General features: G+C 61.8%; 14 protein-coding genes. All 14 read right to left on the bottom strand.

Going from position 1 to position 15448, the window contains the following annotated elements:
- Nucleotides 1-809: acetyl-CoA carboxylase carboxyltransferase subunit alpha (locus VGK14_RS05280; protein WP_331507888.1), on the bottom strand; the 809-nt coding region annotated here is incomplete at its 3' end.
- A gap of 66 nt (nucleotides 810-875) precedes the next feature.
- Nucleotides 876-4301, bottom strand: a complete 3426-nt coding sequence (dnaE, locus tag VGK14_RS05285) for a DNA polymerase III subunit alpha (protein WP_331507889.1) — start codon at nucleotides 4299-4301, stop codon at nucleotides 876-878.
- A gap of 33 nt (nucleotides 4302-4334) precedes the next feature.
- Nucleotides 4335-4949 carry a sensor histidine kinase gene (locus VGK14_RS05290; protein WP_331507890.1) on the bottom strand — a complete coding sequence of 205 codons (615 nt, stop codon included), beginning with the start codon at nucleotides 4947-4949 and terminating at the stop codon, nucleotides 4335-4337.
- On the bottom strand, nucleotides 4949-6556 hold the full coding sequence (locus VGK14_RS05295) for a response regulator (protein ID WP_331507891.1): 1608 nt from the start codon (nucleotides 6554-6556) through the stop codon (nucleotides 4949-4951). The genes VGK14_RS05290 and VGK14_RS05295 overlap by 1 nt, the downstream gene beginning before the upstream one ends.
- Complete coding sequence (locus VGK14_RS05300) at nucleotides 6553-6918, bottom strand: nucleotide pyrophosphohydrolase (protein WP_331507892.1); 366 nt, start codon at nucleotides 6916-6918, stop codon at nucleotides 6553-6555. Before VGK14_RS05300 ends, VGK14_RS05295 begins: the two co-directional genes overlap by 4 nt.
- Nucleotides 6911-8074: a THUMP domain-containing class I SAM-dependent RNA methyltransferase gene (locus VGK14_RS05305; RefSeq protein ID WP_331507893.1), complete on the bottom strand. Its 1164-nt coding sequence runs from the start codon at nucleotides 8072-8074 to the stop codon at nucleotides 6911-6913. Before VGK14_RS05305 ends, VGK14_RS05300 begins: the two co-directional genes overlap by 8 nt.
- A gap of 82 nt (nucleotides 8075-8156) precedes the next feature.
- On the bottom strand, nucleotides 8157-8552 hold the full coding sequence (locus VGK14_RS05310; protein WP_331507894.1) for a TraR/DksA family transcriptional regulator: 396 nt from the start codon (nucleotides 8550-8552) through the stop codon (nucleotides 8157-8159).
- 21 nt (nucleotides 8553-8573) lie between these two features.
- On the bottom strand, nucleotides 8574-9128 hold the full coding sequence (locus VGK14_RS05315; RefSeq protein WP_331507895.1) for a TetR/AcrR family transcriptional regulator: 555 nt from the start codon (nucleotides 9126-9128) through the stop codon (nucleotides 8574-8576).
- 95 nt (nucleotides 9129-9223) lie between these two features.
- Nucleotides 9224-9946: a hypothetical protein gene (locus VGK14_RS05320; protein ID WP_331507897.1), complete on the bottom strand. Its 723-nt coding sequence runs from the start codon at nucleotides 9944-9946 to the stop codon at nucleotides 9224-9226.
- Nucleotides 9947-9970: 24 nt separating this feature from the next.
- Nucleotides 9971-10771 carry a polyamine aminopropyltransferase gene (locus VGK14_RS05325; RefSeq protein WP_331507898.1) on the bottom strand — a complete coding sequence of 267 codons (801 nt, stop codon included), beginning with the start codon at nucleotides 10769-10771 and terminating at the stop codon, nucleotides 9971-9973.
- Between the two features lie 109 nt (nucleotides 10772-10880).
- Nucleotides 10881-11465 (bottom strand): phosphatase PAP2 family protein, encoded by a 585-nt coding sequence (locus tag VGK14_RS05330; RefSeq protein ID WP_331507899.1) that lies wholly within the window; start codon nucleotides 11463-11465, stop codon nucleotides 10881-10883.
- Nucleotides 11465-12034 (bottom strand): DUF4337 domain-containing protein, encoded by a 570-nt coding sequence (locus tag VGK14_RS05335; RefSeq protein ID WP_331507900.1) that lies wholly within the window; start codon nucleotides 12032-12034, stop codon nucleotides 11465-11467. Before VGK14_RS05335 ends, VGK14_RS05330 begins: the two co-directional genes overlap by 1 nt.
- A 19-nt stretch (nucleotides 12035-12053) precedes the next feature.
- On the bottom strand, nucleotides 12054-14816 hold the full coding sequence (gene mgtA / locus VGK14_RS05340; RefSeq protein ID WP_331507901.1) for a magnesium-translocating P-type ATPase: 2763 nt from the start codon (nucleotides 14814-14816) through the stop codon (nucleotides 12054-12056).
- A 132-nt stretch (nucleotides 14817-14948) separates the two neighbouring features.
- The gene (locus VGK14_RS05345) at nucleotides 14949-15407 is read right to left on the bottom strand and encodes an MEKHLA domain-containing protein (protein ID WP_331507902.1); all 459 of its coding nucleotides are present in this window, start codon (nucleotides 15405-15407) and stop codon (nucleotides 14949-14951) included.
- Nucleotides 15408-15448: the final 41 nt, after the last annotated feature.

Consider the following 15448-nt stretch of genomic DNA (forward strand, 5'->3'; position numbering starts at 1 on the left):
CCCAGGGGTTCGTTGACGATGCGGTCGATGAGGCCGAAGGTTTTCAGGCGGCTGGCGGTGATCGCCAGTGTTTCTGCGGCTTCGGCGGCCTTGTCTGCGCTTTTCCATAAAATCGAGGCGCAGCCTTCCGGCGAAATGACCGAATAGGTAGAGTATTGCAGCATCAGCATCTGGTCCGCAACGCCCAGCGCCAGCGCGCCGCCGGAACCGCCTTCGCCGATGATGACGGAGATGATGGGCGTACGCAGCTCGGCCATCACGAACAGGTTGCGCGCGATCGCTTCGGACTGCCCGCGCTCTTCCGCGCCGATGCCGGGATAGGCGCCGGGGGTATCGATGAAAGTGATGATAGGCAACTGGAATTTCTCCGCCAGGCGGAACAGGCGCAGCGCCTTGCGGTAGCCCTCGGGGCGCGGCATGCCGAAGTTGCGGTAGATCTTTTCCTTGGTGTCGCGGCCTTTCTGATGGCCGATGACCATCACCGGCTCGCCGTTGAAACGCGCGAGAGCGCCGATGATCGCCGGATCGTCGGAAAACGCGCGGTCGCCGTGCAGTTCCTCGACATCGGTAAACATGCCGTTGAGATAGTCTTGCGTGTAGGGCCGCTGCGGATGGCGCGCCACCTGCGAAATCTGCCAGGCGCCCAGCTTGGCGTAGATATCCTTGGTGAGCGTCTGGCTCTTGACGTTCAGGCGCTCGATTTCCTCGGAAATGTCCAGCGCGGAATCGTCCTGCACATAGCGCAGTTCTTCGATTTTGCCTTCAAGTTCGGCAATGGGTTGTTCAAAATCCAGAAAGCTTGTTTTCATGTGAGCGGTCGGCAATTAGTGATCAGCGTTCAGCTTGCCGCCATCGCAGCCGATGGCGGCAAGCCGTTAATGATACAGGATTTTCACGTTATCTTCGGATAGCCACGACCTCAGGCCTTCCAGCAGCTCGTCGCGCAGCTCCACGCGCCAGCCGTCCGGCAGCGGCACTTCGCAGCTGGCATCGGTGTTGCGGTAATCGAGGATGACCCGGCAAGCTTCCTGCCGCAGATAAGGGGCCAACAATTCCCGCAAGCGCGCCGCATCGGCCCGGCCATTGCAGGACAGCTTCAGCGTCTGGGCGTGAGCGGTGCGTGCGGCGGCCAGATCGAACAGGCGGCGCGCGCTGACGCGCAGGCCGCCGGTGTAATCGTCGTTGCTGACCTTGCCTTCGACGATCAGCAACTGGTCCTCCTTGAGCAGGGCCTGCTGTGCCATCAAGAGTTCGTTGCCCACTGCCACGTCGAGCTGCGCGGTGCCGTCGTCCAGCGTGACGAACGCCATTTTGCCGCGCGCCGTCATTTTGCTGCGGGCCGCCAGTACCACGCCGGCCAGCAGTTGCGGCTGCTCCCTGGGAGCCAGCGTCGCCAGTTCGGTCTTGACGAAGAGCGCCACTTCCTGGCGCCAGGCGCTGAACGGGTGGCCGCTGAAGTAGAAACCGAGCGCGACCTTTTCCTGTACCAGCTGTTCGCGCTCCGGCCAGGGCTGCGTTTTGGGTAAAGCTTGCTGCGGCATGTCGTGACTCTCGCCGAACAGGCTGTCCTGCGCCGAACCGGCCCCCTGCCCCGCCAGTTCCATCGCGATGCCCACCGCCGCCAGCAGCGCAGCGCGGTTGGCATCGATCGCATCGAACGCTCCTGCCCTTACTAAGGACTCGATCACGCGGCGGTTGACCTTGCGCAAATCCAGGCGACGGCAAAAATCGAACAGGCCGGCAAACGGCCCGCCTTTTTCGCGCGCCGCCAATATGATTTCGATCGCCGCCCAGCCGGTGCCCTTGACCGCCCCCAGGCCGTACAACACCTGCCCGGCGTTCAACGGCGTGAAACGGAATTCGCTGCGGTTGATGTCCGGCGGCAGCACTTCCAGGCCGTTGGCAAGGCAATCCTTGTAAAAGATGTGCACGCTGTCGGTATTGTTCATGTCCGCCGACATCGTGGCCGCCATGAAGGCCGCCGGGTAATGCGCCTTGAGCCAGGCGGTATGGTAGGCCACCAGCGCATAGGCAGCGGCGTGCGATTTGTTGAAGCCGTAGCCGGCGAATTTCTCCATCAGGTCGAAGATGTAGCCGGCCTGATCCTGGGTGGTACCGTTCTTCACCGCGCCTTCGACGAAAATGGCGCGCTGCGCGTCCATTTCCTCTTTCTTCTTCTTGCCCATCGCACGCCGCAGCAGGTCCGCGCCGCCCAGGCTGTAGCCGCCCACCACCTGCGCCATCTGCATCACCTGCTCCTGGTACACCATGATGCCGTAGGTCTCGCGCAAAATGGGTTCGGTGGAGGGATGCGGATATTCCACCTTCTGCTGGCCGTGCTTGCGGCGGCAGAAATCCGGGATCAGGTCCATGGGCCCAGGACGGTACAGCGCCACCAGCGCGATGATGTCCTCGAAGCAGTCCGGCTTGGCCTGCTTCAGCATATCCTTCATGCCGGACGATTCCAGCTGGAACACCGCGGTGGTGTTGGAGTTTTTCAGCAGGCGGTAGGCGTCGGCATCGTTCAACGGCAGCGTAGCGAGGTCGATCGGCGTTTCACCTTCCACGACGCGCTGCCGGTTGGTCCACTCCACCGCCATGTCGAGTATGGTGAGCGTGCGCAGGCCGAGAAAGTCGAACTTCACCAGGCCCACCGCTTCCACGTCGTCCTTGTCGTACTGGCTCACCACGCTGTCGCTGCCCTGCTGGCAGTACATCGGTGAGAAATCGGTGATTTTTCCCGGCGAGATCAGCACCCCGCCGGCGTGCATGCCGACGTTGCGGGTGAGGCCTTCCAGACGCAGCGCCAGTTCCAGCAGTTCGCGCACTTCCTCTTCCTTTTCCTGCCGTTCCTTGAGCTGCGGCTCCTGCTCCAGCGCGGCGGCCAGCGTGATGCCCAGCTCGCGCGGGATCAGCTTGGCGATGCCGTCGACGAAGTTGAAACCCAGGTCGAGCACGCGCCCGACGTCGCGGATCACCGCCTTGGCGGCCATGGTACCGAAGGTGGCGATTTGCGACACCGCGTCCAGCCCGTATTTGCGCTTGACGTAGTCGATCACGCGGTCACGGCCGTCCTGGCAGAAATCGATATCGAAGTCGGGCATCGACACCCGCTCCGGATTGAGGAAGCGCTCGAACAGCAGGTTGAACTGCAGCGGGTCGAGATCGGTAATGCCCAGCGAATACGCCACCAGCGAACCCGCGCCGGAGCCCCGCCCCGGCCCGACCGGCACGCCGTTGTTCTTGGCCCAGTTGATGAAGTCGGCGACGATCAGGAAATAGCCGGCAAATCCCATGGCTATGATGGTCTTGGTTTCGAATTCCAGGCGCCAGAAATATTCGGCGCGCTTGGCATCGCACACCGCGGGCTCGGGATACAGCACTTCCAGCCGCCGCTCCAGCCCTGCCGCAGCCTGGCTGCGCAGGTAATCGTCCAGGCTTTCATTATTGGGGGTCGGAAACTGCGGCAGGTAGTTTTTACCCAGCGTCAGCGTCAGATTGCAGCGCTTGGCGATCTCGACGCTGTTGAGCAGTGCTTCCGGGATATCGGCAAACAGCTCGGCCATCTCGGCCTGGCTACGGAAATACTGCTGTTCGGTGAAACTACGCGGCCGGCGTTTGTCGGCGAGCACATAGCCCTCGGCAATGCAGACGCGGGCCTCGTGCGCCTTGAAATCGTCGCTGTCGAGAAACTGTACCGGCTGCGTCGCCACCGGTGGCAGGCCAAGCTCCGCCGCCAGAGCCAGCGCGCGGGCGTTATAGGCTTCCTGCTGGGGATGGCCGGTGCGCTGCAGTTCGATATAGAAGCGCGACGGGAACAGGCGTTGCCATTCTTCGGCCAGCGCGCGCGCCTGCGCTTCGTTGCCTTGCAGCAGCGCCTGCCCGATATCGCCGGACAGCGCGCCGGACAGCAGGATCAGGCCGCCGACGTCCTGTTCCAGCCAGGCGCGCTTGATTTCGGCGCGGCTTCTGTGCTGGTTTTCGAGATAGGCGCGGGTGAGCAGCTGGCACAGGCGCAAATAGCCGGCATGGGCCTGGCACAACAGCAGGATACGGAACGGCTGGTCGCGGTTGGCCTCGTTTTCGAGCCACACGTCGCAGCCGATGACGGGCTTGATGCCCTTGCCGCGCGCGGCCTGGTAAAATTTCACGGCGCCGAACAGATTGGCGAGATCGGTCAGCCCCAGCGCCGGCATGTGATCGGCCGCGGCGCGCTTGACGTAATCGTCCACGCGCACCATGCCGTCCTGGATTGAGTATTCGCTGTGGCAGCGCAGATGAATGAACGACGGGTTGGACATAGGCGGCAATTTTACCGCATCCGGCGCGGCGGGTCAGGGCAGCCGCAGCAGAAAAATAGCTCCCTGCCCATTGCGCAATTCGGTATTTCCGCTATTGCCGCCGTTCTGATGCAGTTCGGCAATCCTGGCAGCCAGGTAGAGGCCCAGGCCGGTACCGTGGCGGCTGGCCGGCATCGGCGCCGCCCGTAACTCTTGCGCCAGCATTTCCTGCGGAAAACCGGGCCCGTCATCGGTAATGCCGAATTCCAGCTGGCCGTCTTGCTCCTGCGCCCGCAGACGGACAGCGGCGCGCGCATGCCGGCAGGCGTTGTGGATGGCGTTGCCGAGCGCCAGGCGCAGCAGCGCCGCGTCGTAGAACCAGAACGCCGGCGCGGCCTCTGTTTCCAGGCTGATGTCGAGCGCCGGAAACAAGGCGCGGTACTCGGCCGCCAGCTCCTGCAGCAAATCGCCGGGACAGCCGGAATCCACGTTGAGCCGTAAAGTGCCGGCCTGCTGGCGCTGCACCAACAGCAATCCGGTCAGGCGACGCGCAGCGGCAAACGCGATGTCGGTCTCCCCGGCGCAATCTCCGCGCCGTTCCAGCCTGAGCGCCAGCTCGGCGAGTTGGTTCTTGACGTCATGGATGACGGCTGCGGCCAGTTCGTCCATTATTCCTGGCTGACCTTTTTCAGTACCGCATCGATCTGCGCCAGCTTGGGGTAATCGGGCGACTTGGCGGCGACCAACTGGCGCAGCCTCGTGCATTCGTGCATCTTAATCGAGGTGTAACCGCTGCGCGCGAGATCGAGCGCCAGCGCCAGCGCCGCATTGCCGACGATCTGCAGGTTGTTGGGCAGGCGGTCGGCGGCATCGCACAGCAGGCTGACCGCTTCGTTCAGCTCGCCGGCCTCGGCCTTGCGCACGCCTTCGTTGTTGAGCTGGATGATTTCCTGCACGCTGGCCGCAATCATCGCCGTCGCTTCCGCCTCGCCCTTGCCGGCGGCAGTCAGCACGGTATGCACTTTTTCCTGCGCCGCAGTGTCGTCCGGATTGTTCTGCACCAGTTGTTTCAGCAGATCCGTTGCCTGCTGCTCCTTGCCCAGCGCGAAGCAGGCATCGGCGACAGCCGCCACCACAGACGGCGGCAGGTCGCCGTGATGCGCGGCCAACGCCTGCGACAACGCGGCTTCGGCCAATTCGTTGTTGCCAGCCTTGCGGTGAGCAGCAATTTCACTGGTCGTCAGCAGCACGCTGCTGGCCTCGTCGCTGAAGCTCTGTTTGGCTTCCTTGAGCACTGCCAGCGCTTTCTCCGGCTTGCCCTGCTCGTTGATGGCCTTGGACAGGATCGCGTAATCCTGCGCTTCGCGCACCGGCGAATATTTATGCTTGGCCAGTGCCTCGGTCATTATCTGCTCGGCGACGTCGTGGCGCCCGGTATCGACCGCGAGTTCAGCCACATGGCGCACGCGGTTCAGCGTACCGGGGCTCACCTGGCGTGCGGACTGCAGTATCTCCAGCGCGGCCTCCTTGTCGCCGGTTTCGGCCAGCACACCTCCCAGGAAATCGTAGGCTCCCATGTAATGGTCGTGCTCCGCGACCAGTTCTCGTGCCAACGCTGCGGCTTGATCCTTGCTGCCGTTCAGCGCTAGCGCGCGGGCCAGCCCCAGCTTGGCCCACGGCAGCGGCCGCAGCGCCAGCATTTCGGTGTAAAGCGCCGCCGCCTCCGGCGCGTGACCGCTCTTGAGCAGCGCCTCGCCCTTGATCTTGCTGGCTTCGATGAAAAACTTATCACGAACGGCGATCACTTCATCGCATTGCGCCGCCACCCGCTCCCAATCCTTGGCATCAGCCGCCTTGTCGATGGCAGCGAAGCAGCTTTGCCGCTCCAGCAGTTTTCCCAGCCGGTTGTTGAGCTGCTCGGCGGTAAAAGGCTTGAGCAGGTAATCGTCGGGGGCGCATTCGGCCGCGGTGACCACACTTTCATACGAGCTCTCGGCGGTGATCATGATGAAAATCGTGTTGCGGCTGATCAGGTCGCGGTTGCGCAGATATTCGAGAAACTGCTGGCCGTTAGTGCCCTCGCCGAGGAAGTAGTCGCACAGGATGATGTCGTAATGGCCGTTATTCATCAGCGACAGCGCTTCCTTGATGCTGGCCACCACATGCAGCTTTTCGAAGCCGGAATGCGTGAGCGACATCTGCAGCTGCGTGCGCATGCCGGCCTGGTCGTCGATGACCAGCACCCGTTTGCTGGAAAACTGGTTGACCACCGTCATTGTTCGTACGCGGTATATTTGTCGTTGCGCCCACGCGCCTTGTCGGCGGGGTATTTCTGCGCGTTGAGGTCCATCTTGCGCTGCGCGGCGGCGATCAGGTCGATACCCAGCACGTCCGACAAGCGCAGCAGGTAGATGAAGGTATCGGCGATTTCGCGCTCGACCTCGACACGCTTTTCCGGCGTCAACTCCCGGCTTTCCTGCTCGGTAGCCCACTGGAAATGCTCGACCAGTTCGGCGGCCTCGACGATCATCGCCATCGCCAGATTCTTCGGCGAATGGAACTGCTCCCAGTCGCGCTCGCGCACGAAACCGCGCAGGCGCTCGCGCAGCCCATCCAGCCTGTCCGGGGCGCTACTCATTCACCGTCTTCCGGTTGCTGCCGGCAACCATTTTGAACTCGTACAGCCGGCATTCCAGCGCGCCGTTGAACAGCGGCGTCTTGCGCGACGGCGCTAGTCGCATGAGCTTGGGCAGCCGGTTATCGGAGGTCAGGAAAAAAGCATTCCAGCCGGCGAAATTGCGCTTGAGCGCGGCGGCAAGCTGAGGATACAGCTCGGCCAGCTGTTCCTCTTCGCCGATGCGCACGCCGTAGGGCGGATTGGTCAGCAATATGCCTTGCGGCGCCGGCGCCTCGGCCTCCAGGATATCCGCCTGGCGCACCTGCACCACATTGGAGAACCCCGCCGCTTCCAGGTTCTGGCGTGCCGCCCGCACCGCGCGCATATCGCTGTCGCTGCCGAATATCGGCAGCGGCGATGCCGGTTTGGCGCGCTTCTTGGCTTGCTCCTGAAGGATTTTCCAGGCTGCCGCATCGAAATTCTTCAGTTTTTCGAAAGCGAACGCGCGCCCCGAGCCGGGCGCGATGTCCAGCGCGATCAGCGCCGCTTCGATCAGAAAAGTGCCGCTGCCGCACATCGGGTCCAAGAGCGGCGCGCCGGGCTGCCAGCCGGTGAGCTTGATGATGCCGGCGGCAAGGTTCTCGCGCAGCGGCGCGTCCACACTGGCCTTGCGGTGGCCGCGCTGAAACAGCGCGGCACCGGAGGTGTCGAGGTATATCTGGCATTCGGTGGCGGTCAGGTAGGCATGGATGCGCACGTCCGGCTCGCGGGTATCGATGCTGGGGCGGGTGCCGCCGGCATTGCGAAACCTGTCGCAGACCGCGTCCTTGATGCGCAGCGTGATGAATTCCAGGCTCTTCAGCGGGCATTTCACCGCCGTCACCTTGACCATCATCGTGCGGCCCACGTCGAACCAGCTCGGCCACGGCAACGCGAACGCAGCCTTGTAGATGTCGTCCTCGGTACGGTAAGGGGCGCTGGAAAGCCGCCACAGCACGCGCGTGGCGACCCGGCTTTCCAGGTTGGCGCGATAGGCCAGCGTGACGTCGCCGGCAAAGCTGGCACCGCCGTCGGTCGGCTTGACGTCGGCCGCGCCGATTGCCGTAAGTTCCTGCGCCAATACCGGTTCCAGTCCGCGCGGACAGGTGGCGAAGAAGGTGTGTTGGTTTTTTTTCATAAAGCCACAATGCTCACGGAGAATACGCAGCGGCAACAGGCATCGCCTGTGCGTTTATGCGTTCTCTCCGGCTAGCGAAAGATTAAAGTTTGGGCGCACCGCTGTGGGCGAACGTTTTTTCGTGCTGGCTCTGGCAATTGATGCAGCGCGTGGCCTGCGGCGCTGCCAACAGGCGCTGGAAGCCGATTTCCTCGCCGCATTCCTCGCATTCGCCAAAAGTGTCGCTGCCGATGCGCTGCTGCGCCGTTTCCACCTGGGCCAGTTCTTCCACCTGGCGGCTGATGATGGCGATGTCCCGATCCAGCAGCATATCCGCCACCGAGGAATCGCCGGCGTCGCTCACCTCGCCCGCCAGGTCGGCATAGTGTTCGTGGCCGGAGCGTTCCAGCTCGGTGCGGATTTCGGCGCACAACTCCGCCCTGCGCTGCGCCAGCGCCTCGGCGATCTGTTGCTGTTGCGTGTCGGAAATCTTGCTCATTGGTCTATCCAAAAAATTCGCTTATTTGCGTTGCGCCGATTCGATGAGGATGCGCGCCGCCTGTCTGGCATGCTCCAGCGCGCCTGAGCCTCTGGAGAGCTGCTCGGAAAGCACCGCCCCCTCGATCAGCATGGCTAATTGTAACCCTAATGCCTCCGGTGCGCGGATGCCGGCTTCGCGCGCCAGGCCGGTAATGTAATCGCGGAACTCCTGCGACAGCTCCGCCGACAGCCGATGCACCGGGCTGTCCGGCTGCGGAAATTCGGCGCTGGCCTTGAGGAAAGGCAGGCCGCTGCATTGCGGATCGGCCAGCCACTCCTCGACGTAATCGAATAGGCGCTGCAGCTTTTCCACCGGCCCGGAGGTGGATTTGTCCAGTTTTGCCGCGAGCTTTTCCGCGAATTCGCGGCTGCGGCGCGTCACCACTTCCAGCACCAAGTCTTCCTTGGTGCGGAAGTGCTTGTACAGCGTCATCTTGGCGATGCCGGCTTCGGCCACGATGGTGTCCACGCCGGTGGCATTGATGCCGCGCGTGTGGAACAAGGTCGAAGCGGCGACGAGAATGCGTTCGCGCATGTTTTTGGCCATGATTTCGTTGAGCCCGGTGATGAATTACTTATAACTATACAGGTTTGTATATACTTAAATGCCTAAAGTTGCGGTTGCCTGCATTACAGCAGCATCGCTGCCGGCGGATAGTAGCAATCGACCCGCTGATAGAGCTGGTTCACCAGCACCAGGGTGGCCGGCAGCAGGTCGCTGCCGTTTCCGGAAACCACATTCTCCATATACACCGCGCGCTGCTCGGGCGGCAGCATCAATGCCTGGGGATAACCGCACTCTCCTTCCCGTATTTTATCGTGCATGTGGTACACCGCGGCAACCTGGTCTGGATTCAGCGTGTCAGGCGTCTTCGCCAACGCGACCGGGAGGGGAGCGAAGGAGAATGCCTGCCGCTTTATATTGAAGGCAAAAACCGACAGCAGCAACATCATCGCCAGCGCTGTCGCGGAGATCACCATCACGCCCCGCATCGGCGCGCGGCCTCTCATTTGGCTGGCGATCAGCCGCTCGGCGGCAAGTCTGGCATGAGACAAGGCTTGCCGATCCGGATCGCGCAATTCCTCGCGCAGCGCCCCGAGCAGGATGGAATACAACTGGCTTGCCAATGCCTCGGCATCGGCTGCGCCGGCCTTAACCGCGAGCTGTACGAGAAATGTCCTCAACCCGCTTTGCTCGGCATTGACCGGCGCCGCTTCCAACAAGCTCTGCCGCATGCCCGGCGCTTCGACCCAGTCCTGCAGGATATCGAATAGCGCCAGCATGCGCGCCTGGGGCGTAGTGCCGGCTTTTTGCGCCATACGCCGCAACCATCCGGAGGCCAGAATTTTCATCGGCTTCGATCTCCTGCTTCGACGTTAAACAATCAGCCGATTGGCTGTATTCAGGTTGTTGTCGCGCAAACGCTCGACAAAGTCAAGGAATTCGATGCGCAGCCCGGTTTGCAGCTGCTTGGCGCGTTCGCGCAGTGCTTTCCAGCGCAAATCGCCGGCATGGCGCTTGAAAGCGAAAATCACGATATTGCCCGGACGGCCGGTAGGCATCATCAACACCCGCCCGTCGAAGCTCTGCTCGATGCGCTGCAGGTAGACATCGAAATTCTTGTCGCTGCCCCACAGATTGACGACCAGCATGCCGTCCGCCGCCAGCGCCTCGGCGCAGCTATCGTAGAACCCCTGCGAGCTTAAGTCGGGCGCCAGGCCGTTGCTGTCGTAAGCGTCCAGCATCAGCACCTCGGCGCTGCGCGGGCTTTCCCGGATATACGCCGCGCCGTCGCCCTGCACGATAGAGAGGCGCTCGTCGTCCGCCGGCAAGCAGAACTGGTTGCGCGCCGCGGCCACCACGGCCGGGTTGAGCTCCACCGCGGTGACCCGCGTCCCCGGCAAATGACGGTGGATATATTTAGGTATGGAACCGCCGCCCAGCCCGACCACGACCACCTCGCGCACCTCATCGCTGAACAACAGGAAGCACATCATGCCGCGCGTATAGGTGAGTTCCAGTTCGAACGGCGCATTGATGCGCATTGCGCTTTGCACCGTCGCGTTGCCCAGATGCAATGCACGCACGCCGTCGATTTCGCTGATATCGACGCTGGTGGTTTGCTCGGCATCGCGCTGCAGGAAGCGCCCTATGCGCCTTACGCCCTTGCCGAACACGAGCAGCCTCGGGCAGGGATTTGGAGTGCATGCAACAAAATAAGCAGCGGCATTTCAATCAAGGGCATGACAAACGGACCGCCATTGTAAACTTCCCGCCGCCCAAGACTCAATGCACGATGCCAGACACCATCCTGCGCACCAGCCATACCACCAGCAGGCAACTCAAGCTGCCTGCCACCACGTCGGCAGGAAAATGTGCGCCCAGACTGATGCGGGACAGCCCCACCCATGCCACGAACGCCACCGCCGCGTATCGCCCCGGACGTTTTAGCACCGGCCACAGGCTGGCTGCGATCAGCATCGCAAACGAGGCATGTCCGCTCGGCAGGCTGTGCTGCAGATTGAGCTCCGGATTGCCGACAACATACACCGCCCCCGGCGGCAGCGCGAGCGAAGGTCGCGGGAACAAAAACCAGCTTTTCAGCCCGCCGACCACCCAGCCGTCGACCAGATTGCCAAGCGCAAACACCGCGATCACGACGAACCACGGCATCAGCGCACGCTGCCCCTTGCGATGCAAGGCCCATAGGGCGGCCGCTACGAGCACGCTCAGCCAGATCGCGAAGTTGGAATGCTCCGCCAGCAGCGAGCCCAGCAGCATGAAGCGGTCCAGGACTTCGTTGTGCCAGGCATTGACGGCCTTGAACAGCCAGACGTTGAGTCCGCCCCAATCGTAAAGAACAGCTTTCATCAAGCCAACCAACCCATCCCGGCCATCACCAGCCCGCCGCCGGCTGCGGCCAGCGCCAGGCCAAACAGCCAGCGCCGGCGCGTCAACGCGGTGATCGAGGCGAGCGAGATCGCAATCTGGATCAGCGTCATGCCCTGCGCCAGCTTATGGTGCGGATGCATCGCCTGCTCGCTCAACTCGTCGGCCTTGCGTGATTCCTCATCCAGCTGCTCGGCCTTCTGCTTGATTTCCTTCTTCTCGGCATCGTATTTTGCGATCTGTTTGCGGTAATACTCCACGCGGTCTTTGGGTGCAAGATCGACGGAAACTTCCATGAGATGCTGCTTGGAGCTCTTGGCCTGGTAAAACGCCCACTGGTCCGAGGCCTGGGCTTTTTTGAGCACCGCTTCGTTCTTGTAGAGCATGGCCTGGTTCTGCGTGGCGCCGCCCTGATAGCTGACAATCGCGCCCACCGTGGACAGCACGGCGGTAAAAATCGCCACATACTGCGCCAATCCCGGGCCGTGCTCGGCCTCGTGTTCGACCGCGTGTTCGTGCGCGCCGTGCACGTGAAACTCTGAACCTGACATATGCTTCTCCTGTAGAAATTTATTGCCAACCGAAGCGGCGGGCGTAAAACTGCTTCATTCCCTGCGTCAGCAGGATATAGCCGCTCAAGATCGCCAGCAACCATATAAAATAACTCGGCGGTAATGCCTGCAACTTGAAATAATGCGCGATCGGCGACATCGGCAGCAGGATGCCGGTCGCCATGATCAAGCCCGTCATCCCCAGCAGCGGCCATGCGGCCCGGCTGCCGACGAAGGGGAAATGCCGGCTGCGTATCATATGCACGATCAGCGTCTGCGACAGCAACCCCTCGACGAACCAGCCCGACTGGAACAGGGTTTGATGCGCCGGCGTATTAGCGCCGAACACGAACCACATCACCGCATAGGTCGAGATGTCGAATATCGAACTGATTGGGCCGAAATACAACATGAAGCGGCCGATATCGTCCGCATTCCACTTCTGCGGCTGGCGCAGGAACTCCTCGTCGACGTTGTCGAACGGGATCGCTACCTGCGAAACGTCGTACAGCAGGTTCTGCACCAGCAGGTGCAGCGGCAGCATCGGCAGGAAAGGCAGAAACGCACTTGCCACCAGCACCGAGAACACATTGCCGAAGTTCGAACTGGCCGTCATCTTGATGTACTTGAGCATGTTGGCGAAAGTTTTGCGGCCTTCCTGCACGCCCTCTTCCAGCACCATCAGGCTTTTTTCCAGCAGGATAATGTCGGCTGCTTCCTTGGCGATATCCACCGCGGTATCCACCGAAATGCCGATGTCGGCGGCCCGCAAAGCCGGGGCATCGTTGATGCCGTCGCCCATGAAGCCGACCACATGGCCAGCTTCGTGCAGCACGCGCACCACGCGCTCCTTGTGCGCGGGCGTGAGCTTGGCGAACACCGTGGTGATGCGGGCGGCTTGCAGCAGTTCGGCGTCGGTCATCGCCTCCACGTCGGAGCCAAGCAGCATCGCGTCGGCCGAAAGGCCGACTTCATGGCAGATCTTGGCAGTGACGCGTTCGTTGTCGCCGGTGAGCACCTTGACCGTGACGCCGTGCTTGCTGAGCGCAGCCAGCGCGGGCGCCGCGGATTCCTTGGGCGGATCGAGGAAGGCGATATAGCCGATCAGCACCAGGTCGGCTTCATCGCCGATGGCGTAGACCTCACGCTCGGTCGGCATTTGCCGCGCGGCGACGGCAACGACCCGCAAGCCTTCGTCATTCAACGCGGCGGTTACTTGCCGCACCCTGGCGAGCAATTCCTGCGCCAGCGGTTCGTCGACCTCGCCGTGGCGCACCCGGGTGCAGACCGATAGAATCTCCTCGACCGCGCCCTTGCAGATCAACAGGTGGTAATCCTCGCGCACCCCGACCACCACCGACATCCGGCGCCGCTGGAAATCGAAGGGGATTTCGTCCACCTTGTGGTAATTGCTGGCGATATCGAGCTCGGCATGGATGTCGCCATGCTCGAGCACGGCCACGTCCAACAGGTTTTTCAGCCCGGTCTGGTAATAGCTGTTGAGATAGGCGTATTCCAGCACGTCGTCGGATTCCTCGCCCCAGACGCCGGTGTGGCGTTCGAGAAAAATCTTGTCCTGGGTCAGCGTGCCGGTCTTGTCGGTGCACAGCACGTCCATCGCGCCGAAGTTCTGGATCGCATCCAGGCGCTTGACGATGACCTTTTTGCGCGACAGCATCACCGCGCCCCTGGCGAGCGTGGAGGTAACTATCATCGGCAGCATTTCCGGCGTGAGTCCCACGGCGATCGACAGCGCGAACAGCGCGGCCTGTAACCAGTCGCCCTTGGTGAAGCCATTGATCAGCAGCACGATGGGCGTCATCACCAGCATGAAGCGGATCAAGAGCCAACTCACCTTGTTGACGCCGGCCTGAAAAGCAGTCGACGCGCGATCCACCGTCGTCACACGCTGGGCGAGCGCGCCGAAATAGGTGCTGTTGCCGGTGCCGATCACCATCGCCGTGGCGGAACCGCTGACCACGTTGGTGCCCATGAAGCAGATGTTTTCGAGATCCAGCGGATTGCTGGCTTTGCTGTCTTTCTGCGCCACGAACTTTTCCACCGGCAGCGACTCCCCCGTCATTGCGGCCTGGCTGATGAACAAATCCTTGGCCGACAACACGCGCAAATCCGCCGGAATCATGTCGCCTGCGGAAAGCCGCACCAAGTCGCCCGGTACCAGCAGCCTGATCGGGGTTTCCACCGTTTTCGGCCCCTTGGGGTGCAGCGTGGCGCCGAAGTAGCGCAAGGCTTCCTCGGCGGCGTCTTCCGCGGGGTCGCGCCGGATCACCGTCGCGGTATTGCTTACCATGGCCTTGAGCTTGTCCGCCGCCTCGTTGGAGCGTGCTTCCTGCACGAAGCGCATCAGCGTGGAAAGTACCACCATCGCCGAAATGACGATTGCCGCCTTCATATCCTCGGTGTAATAGGAAATCACCGCGAGCACGGTCAGCAGCAGGTTGAACGGGTTCTTGTAGCAGTACCACAGATGCGTCCACCAGCGCAGCGGCTTTTCATGTTCCACTTCGTTGAGCCCGACCCGTTCGCGCACCGCTTCCGCCTGCGATTCGGTCAAACCGTCCGGGTGCGTGCCGAACTGGTCCAGCAACGCTTCCGGCTTGGCATTGGCCGCCGTGAACAATGTCTGCGCCAGCGTGGGCGGGAGTTCCTTGATCGCGGTGGCGCTAACCGACTCCAGAATCGCCAGGCGACGGAAATGCCTGGCGATGCCGCGCGTGCGCACAAATCCGACGAAAATATGTCTGAGGAAACTGAAGCTCATTGGTTTCTCGGATTTTTTAGGGTTGGGACGGATAATATGTCAGAAAAATGAAGCTTCCATTACGAAATCAAACATCGCAATAGGGGCCGCTTCATAAGCCCGCAAAGATAATCCCTCAAGCTGACAAAAGACTTACACACAAGCCGACCATTGCGGGATCATCGCCGCCTGACCGTAATATTTACCCCGCTCGTCCAGCAGATTCCACACCGTCGCGTTGAGGATCATGAATTTACGGCCATCCCCGGCAATGCGTGTTCCAGAATAGCCCTCGATATAGCCGTCGCGGCTCACCTGCTCCATGAGACGGGCGCGCTTGCCCTGCTCCGTTGGTTCGGCGGACAGGCGGGAAGGCCATTCGGTAAACTGCTCCAGCGTCACGCCGAACAACCGCAATGCGGCACGATTGGCATAATTGAACACGGGGTCTGGCTGGATATCGTGCGAAACGACCGCGAACGACGTTTTGTCCAGCCATTGCACCGCATCTTCTCCGGATATTTCCGCGGTAAGCAACGTCCTGCCTGTCCAATGCCGATAGCTCTCCTGCAAAATAGCCACATGCTGCGGCAAATCGATAACAGAAGCCATGTCATGCCTCTTGTGATAAATTGCGCTGGATTCTAACTCCA

The organism is Novimethylophilus sp. (assembly GCF_036504375.1).
In the GTDB taxonomy this organism is placed as follows: Bacteria; Pseudomonadota; Gammaproteobacteria; order Burkholderiales; family Methylophilaceae; genus Novimethylophilus.

What these genes read in the sequence shown, in the direction of transcription:
- VGK14_RS05330 (WP_331507899.1), bottom strand. Translation starts at nt 11,465, where the DNA reads ATGAAAGCTGTTCTTTACGATTGGGGCGGACTCAACGTCTGGCTGTTC.
- VGK14_RS05345 (WP_331507902.1), bottom strand. Translation starts at nt 15,407, where the DNA reads ATGGCTTCTGTTATCGATTTGCCGCAGCATGTGGCTATTTTGCAGGAG.
- VGK14_RS05310 (WP_331507894.1), bottom strand. Translation starts at nt 8,552, where the DNA reads ATGAGCAAGATTTCCGACACGCAACAGCAACAGATCGCCGAGGCGCTG.
- VGK14_RS05335 (WP_331507900.1), bottom strand. Translation starts at nt 12,034, where the DNA reads ATGTCAGGTTCAGAGTTTCACGTGCACGGCGCGCACGAACACGCGGTC.
- VGK14_RS05295 (WP_331507891.1), bottom strand. Translation starts at nt 6,556, where the DNA reads ATGACGGTGGTCAACCAGTTTTCCAGCAAACGGGTGCTGGTCATCGAC.
- VGK14_RS05290 (WP_331507890.1), bottom strand. Translation starts at nt 4,949, where the DNA reads ATGGACGAACTGGCCGCAGCCGTCATCCATGACGTCAAGAACCAACTC.
- dnaE (WP_331507889.1), bottom strand. Translation starts at nt 4,301, where the DNA reads ATGTCCAACCCGTCGTTCATTCATCTGCGCTGCCACAGCGAATACTCA.
- VGK14_RS05300 (WP_331507892.1), bottom strand. Translation starts at nt 6,918, where the DNA reads ATGAGTAGCGCCCCGGACAGGCTGGATGGGCTGCGCGAGCGCCTGCGC.
- VGK14_RS05315 (WP_331507895.1), bottom strand. Translation starts at nt 9,128, where the DNA reads ATGCGCGAACGCATTCTCGTCGCCGCTTCGACCTTGTTCCACACGCGC.
- VGK14_RS05305 (WP_331507893.1), bottom strand. Translation starts at nt 8,074, where the DNA reads ATGAAAAAAAACCAACACACCTTCTTCGCCACCTGTCCGCGCGGACTG.
- mgtA (WP_331507901.1), bottom strand. Translation starts at nt 14,816, where the DNA reads ATGAGCTTCAGTTTCCTCAGACATATTTTCGTCGGATTTGTGCGCACG.
- VGK14_RS05320 (WP_331507897.1), bottom strand. Translation starts at nt 9,946, where the DNA reads ATGAAAATTCTGGCCTCCGGATGGTTGCGGCGTATGGCGCAAAAAGCC.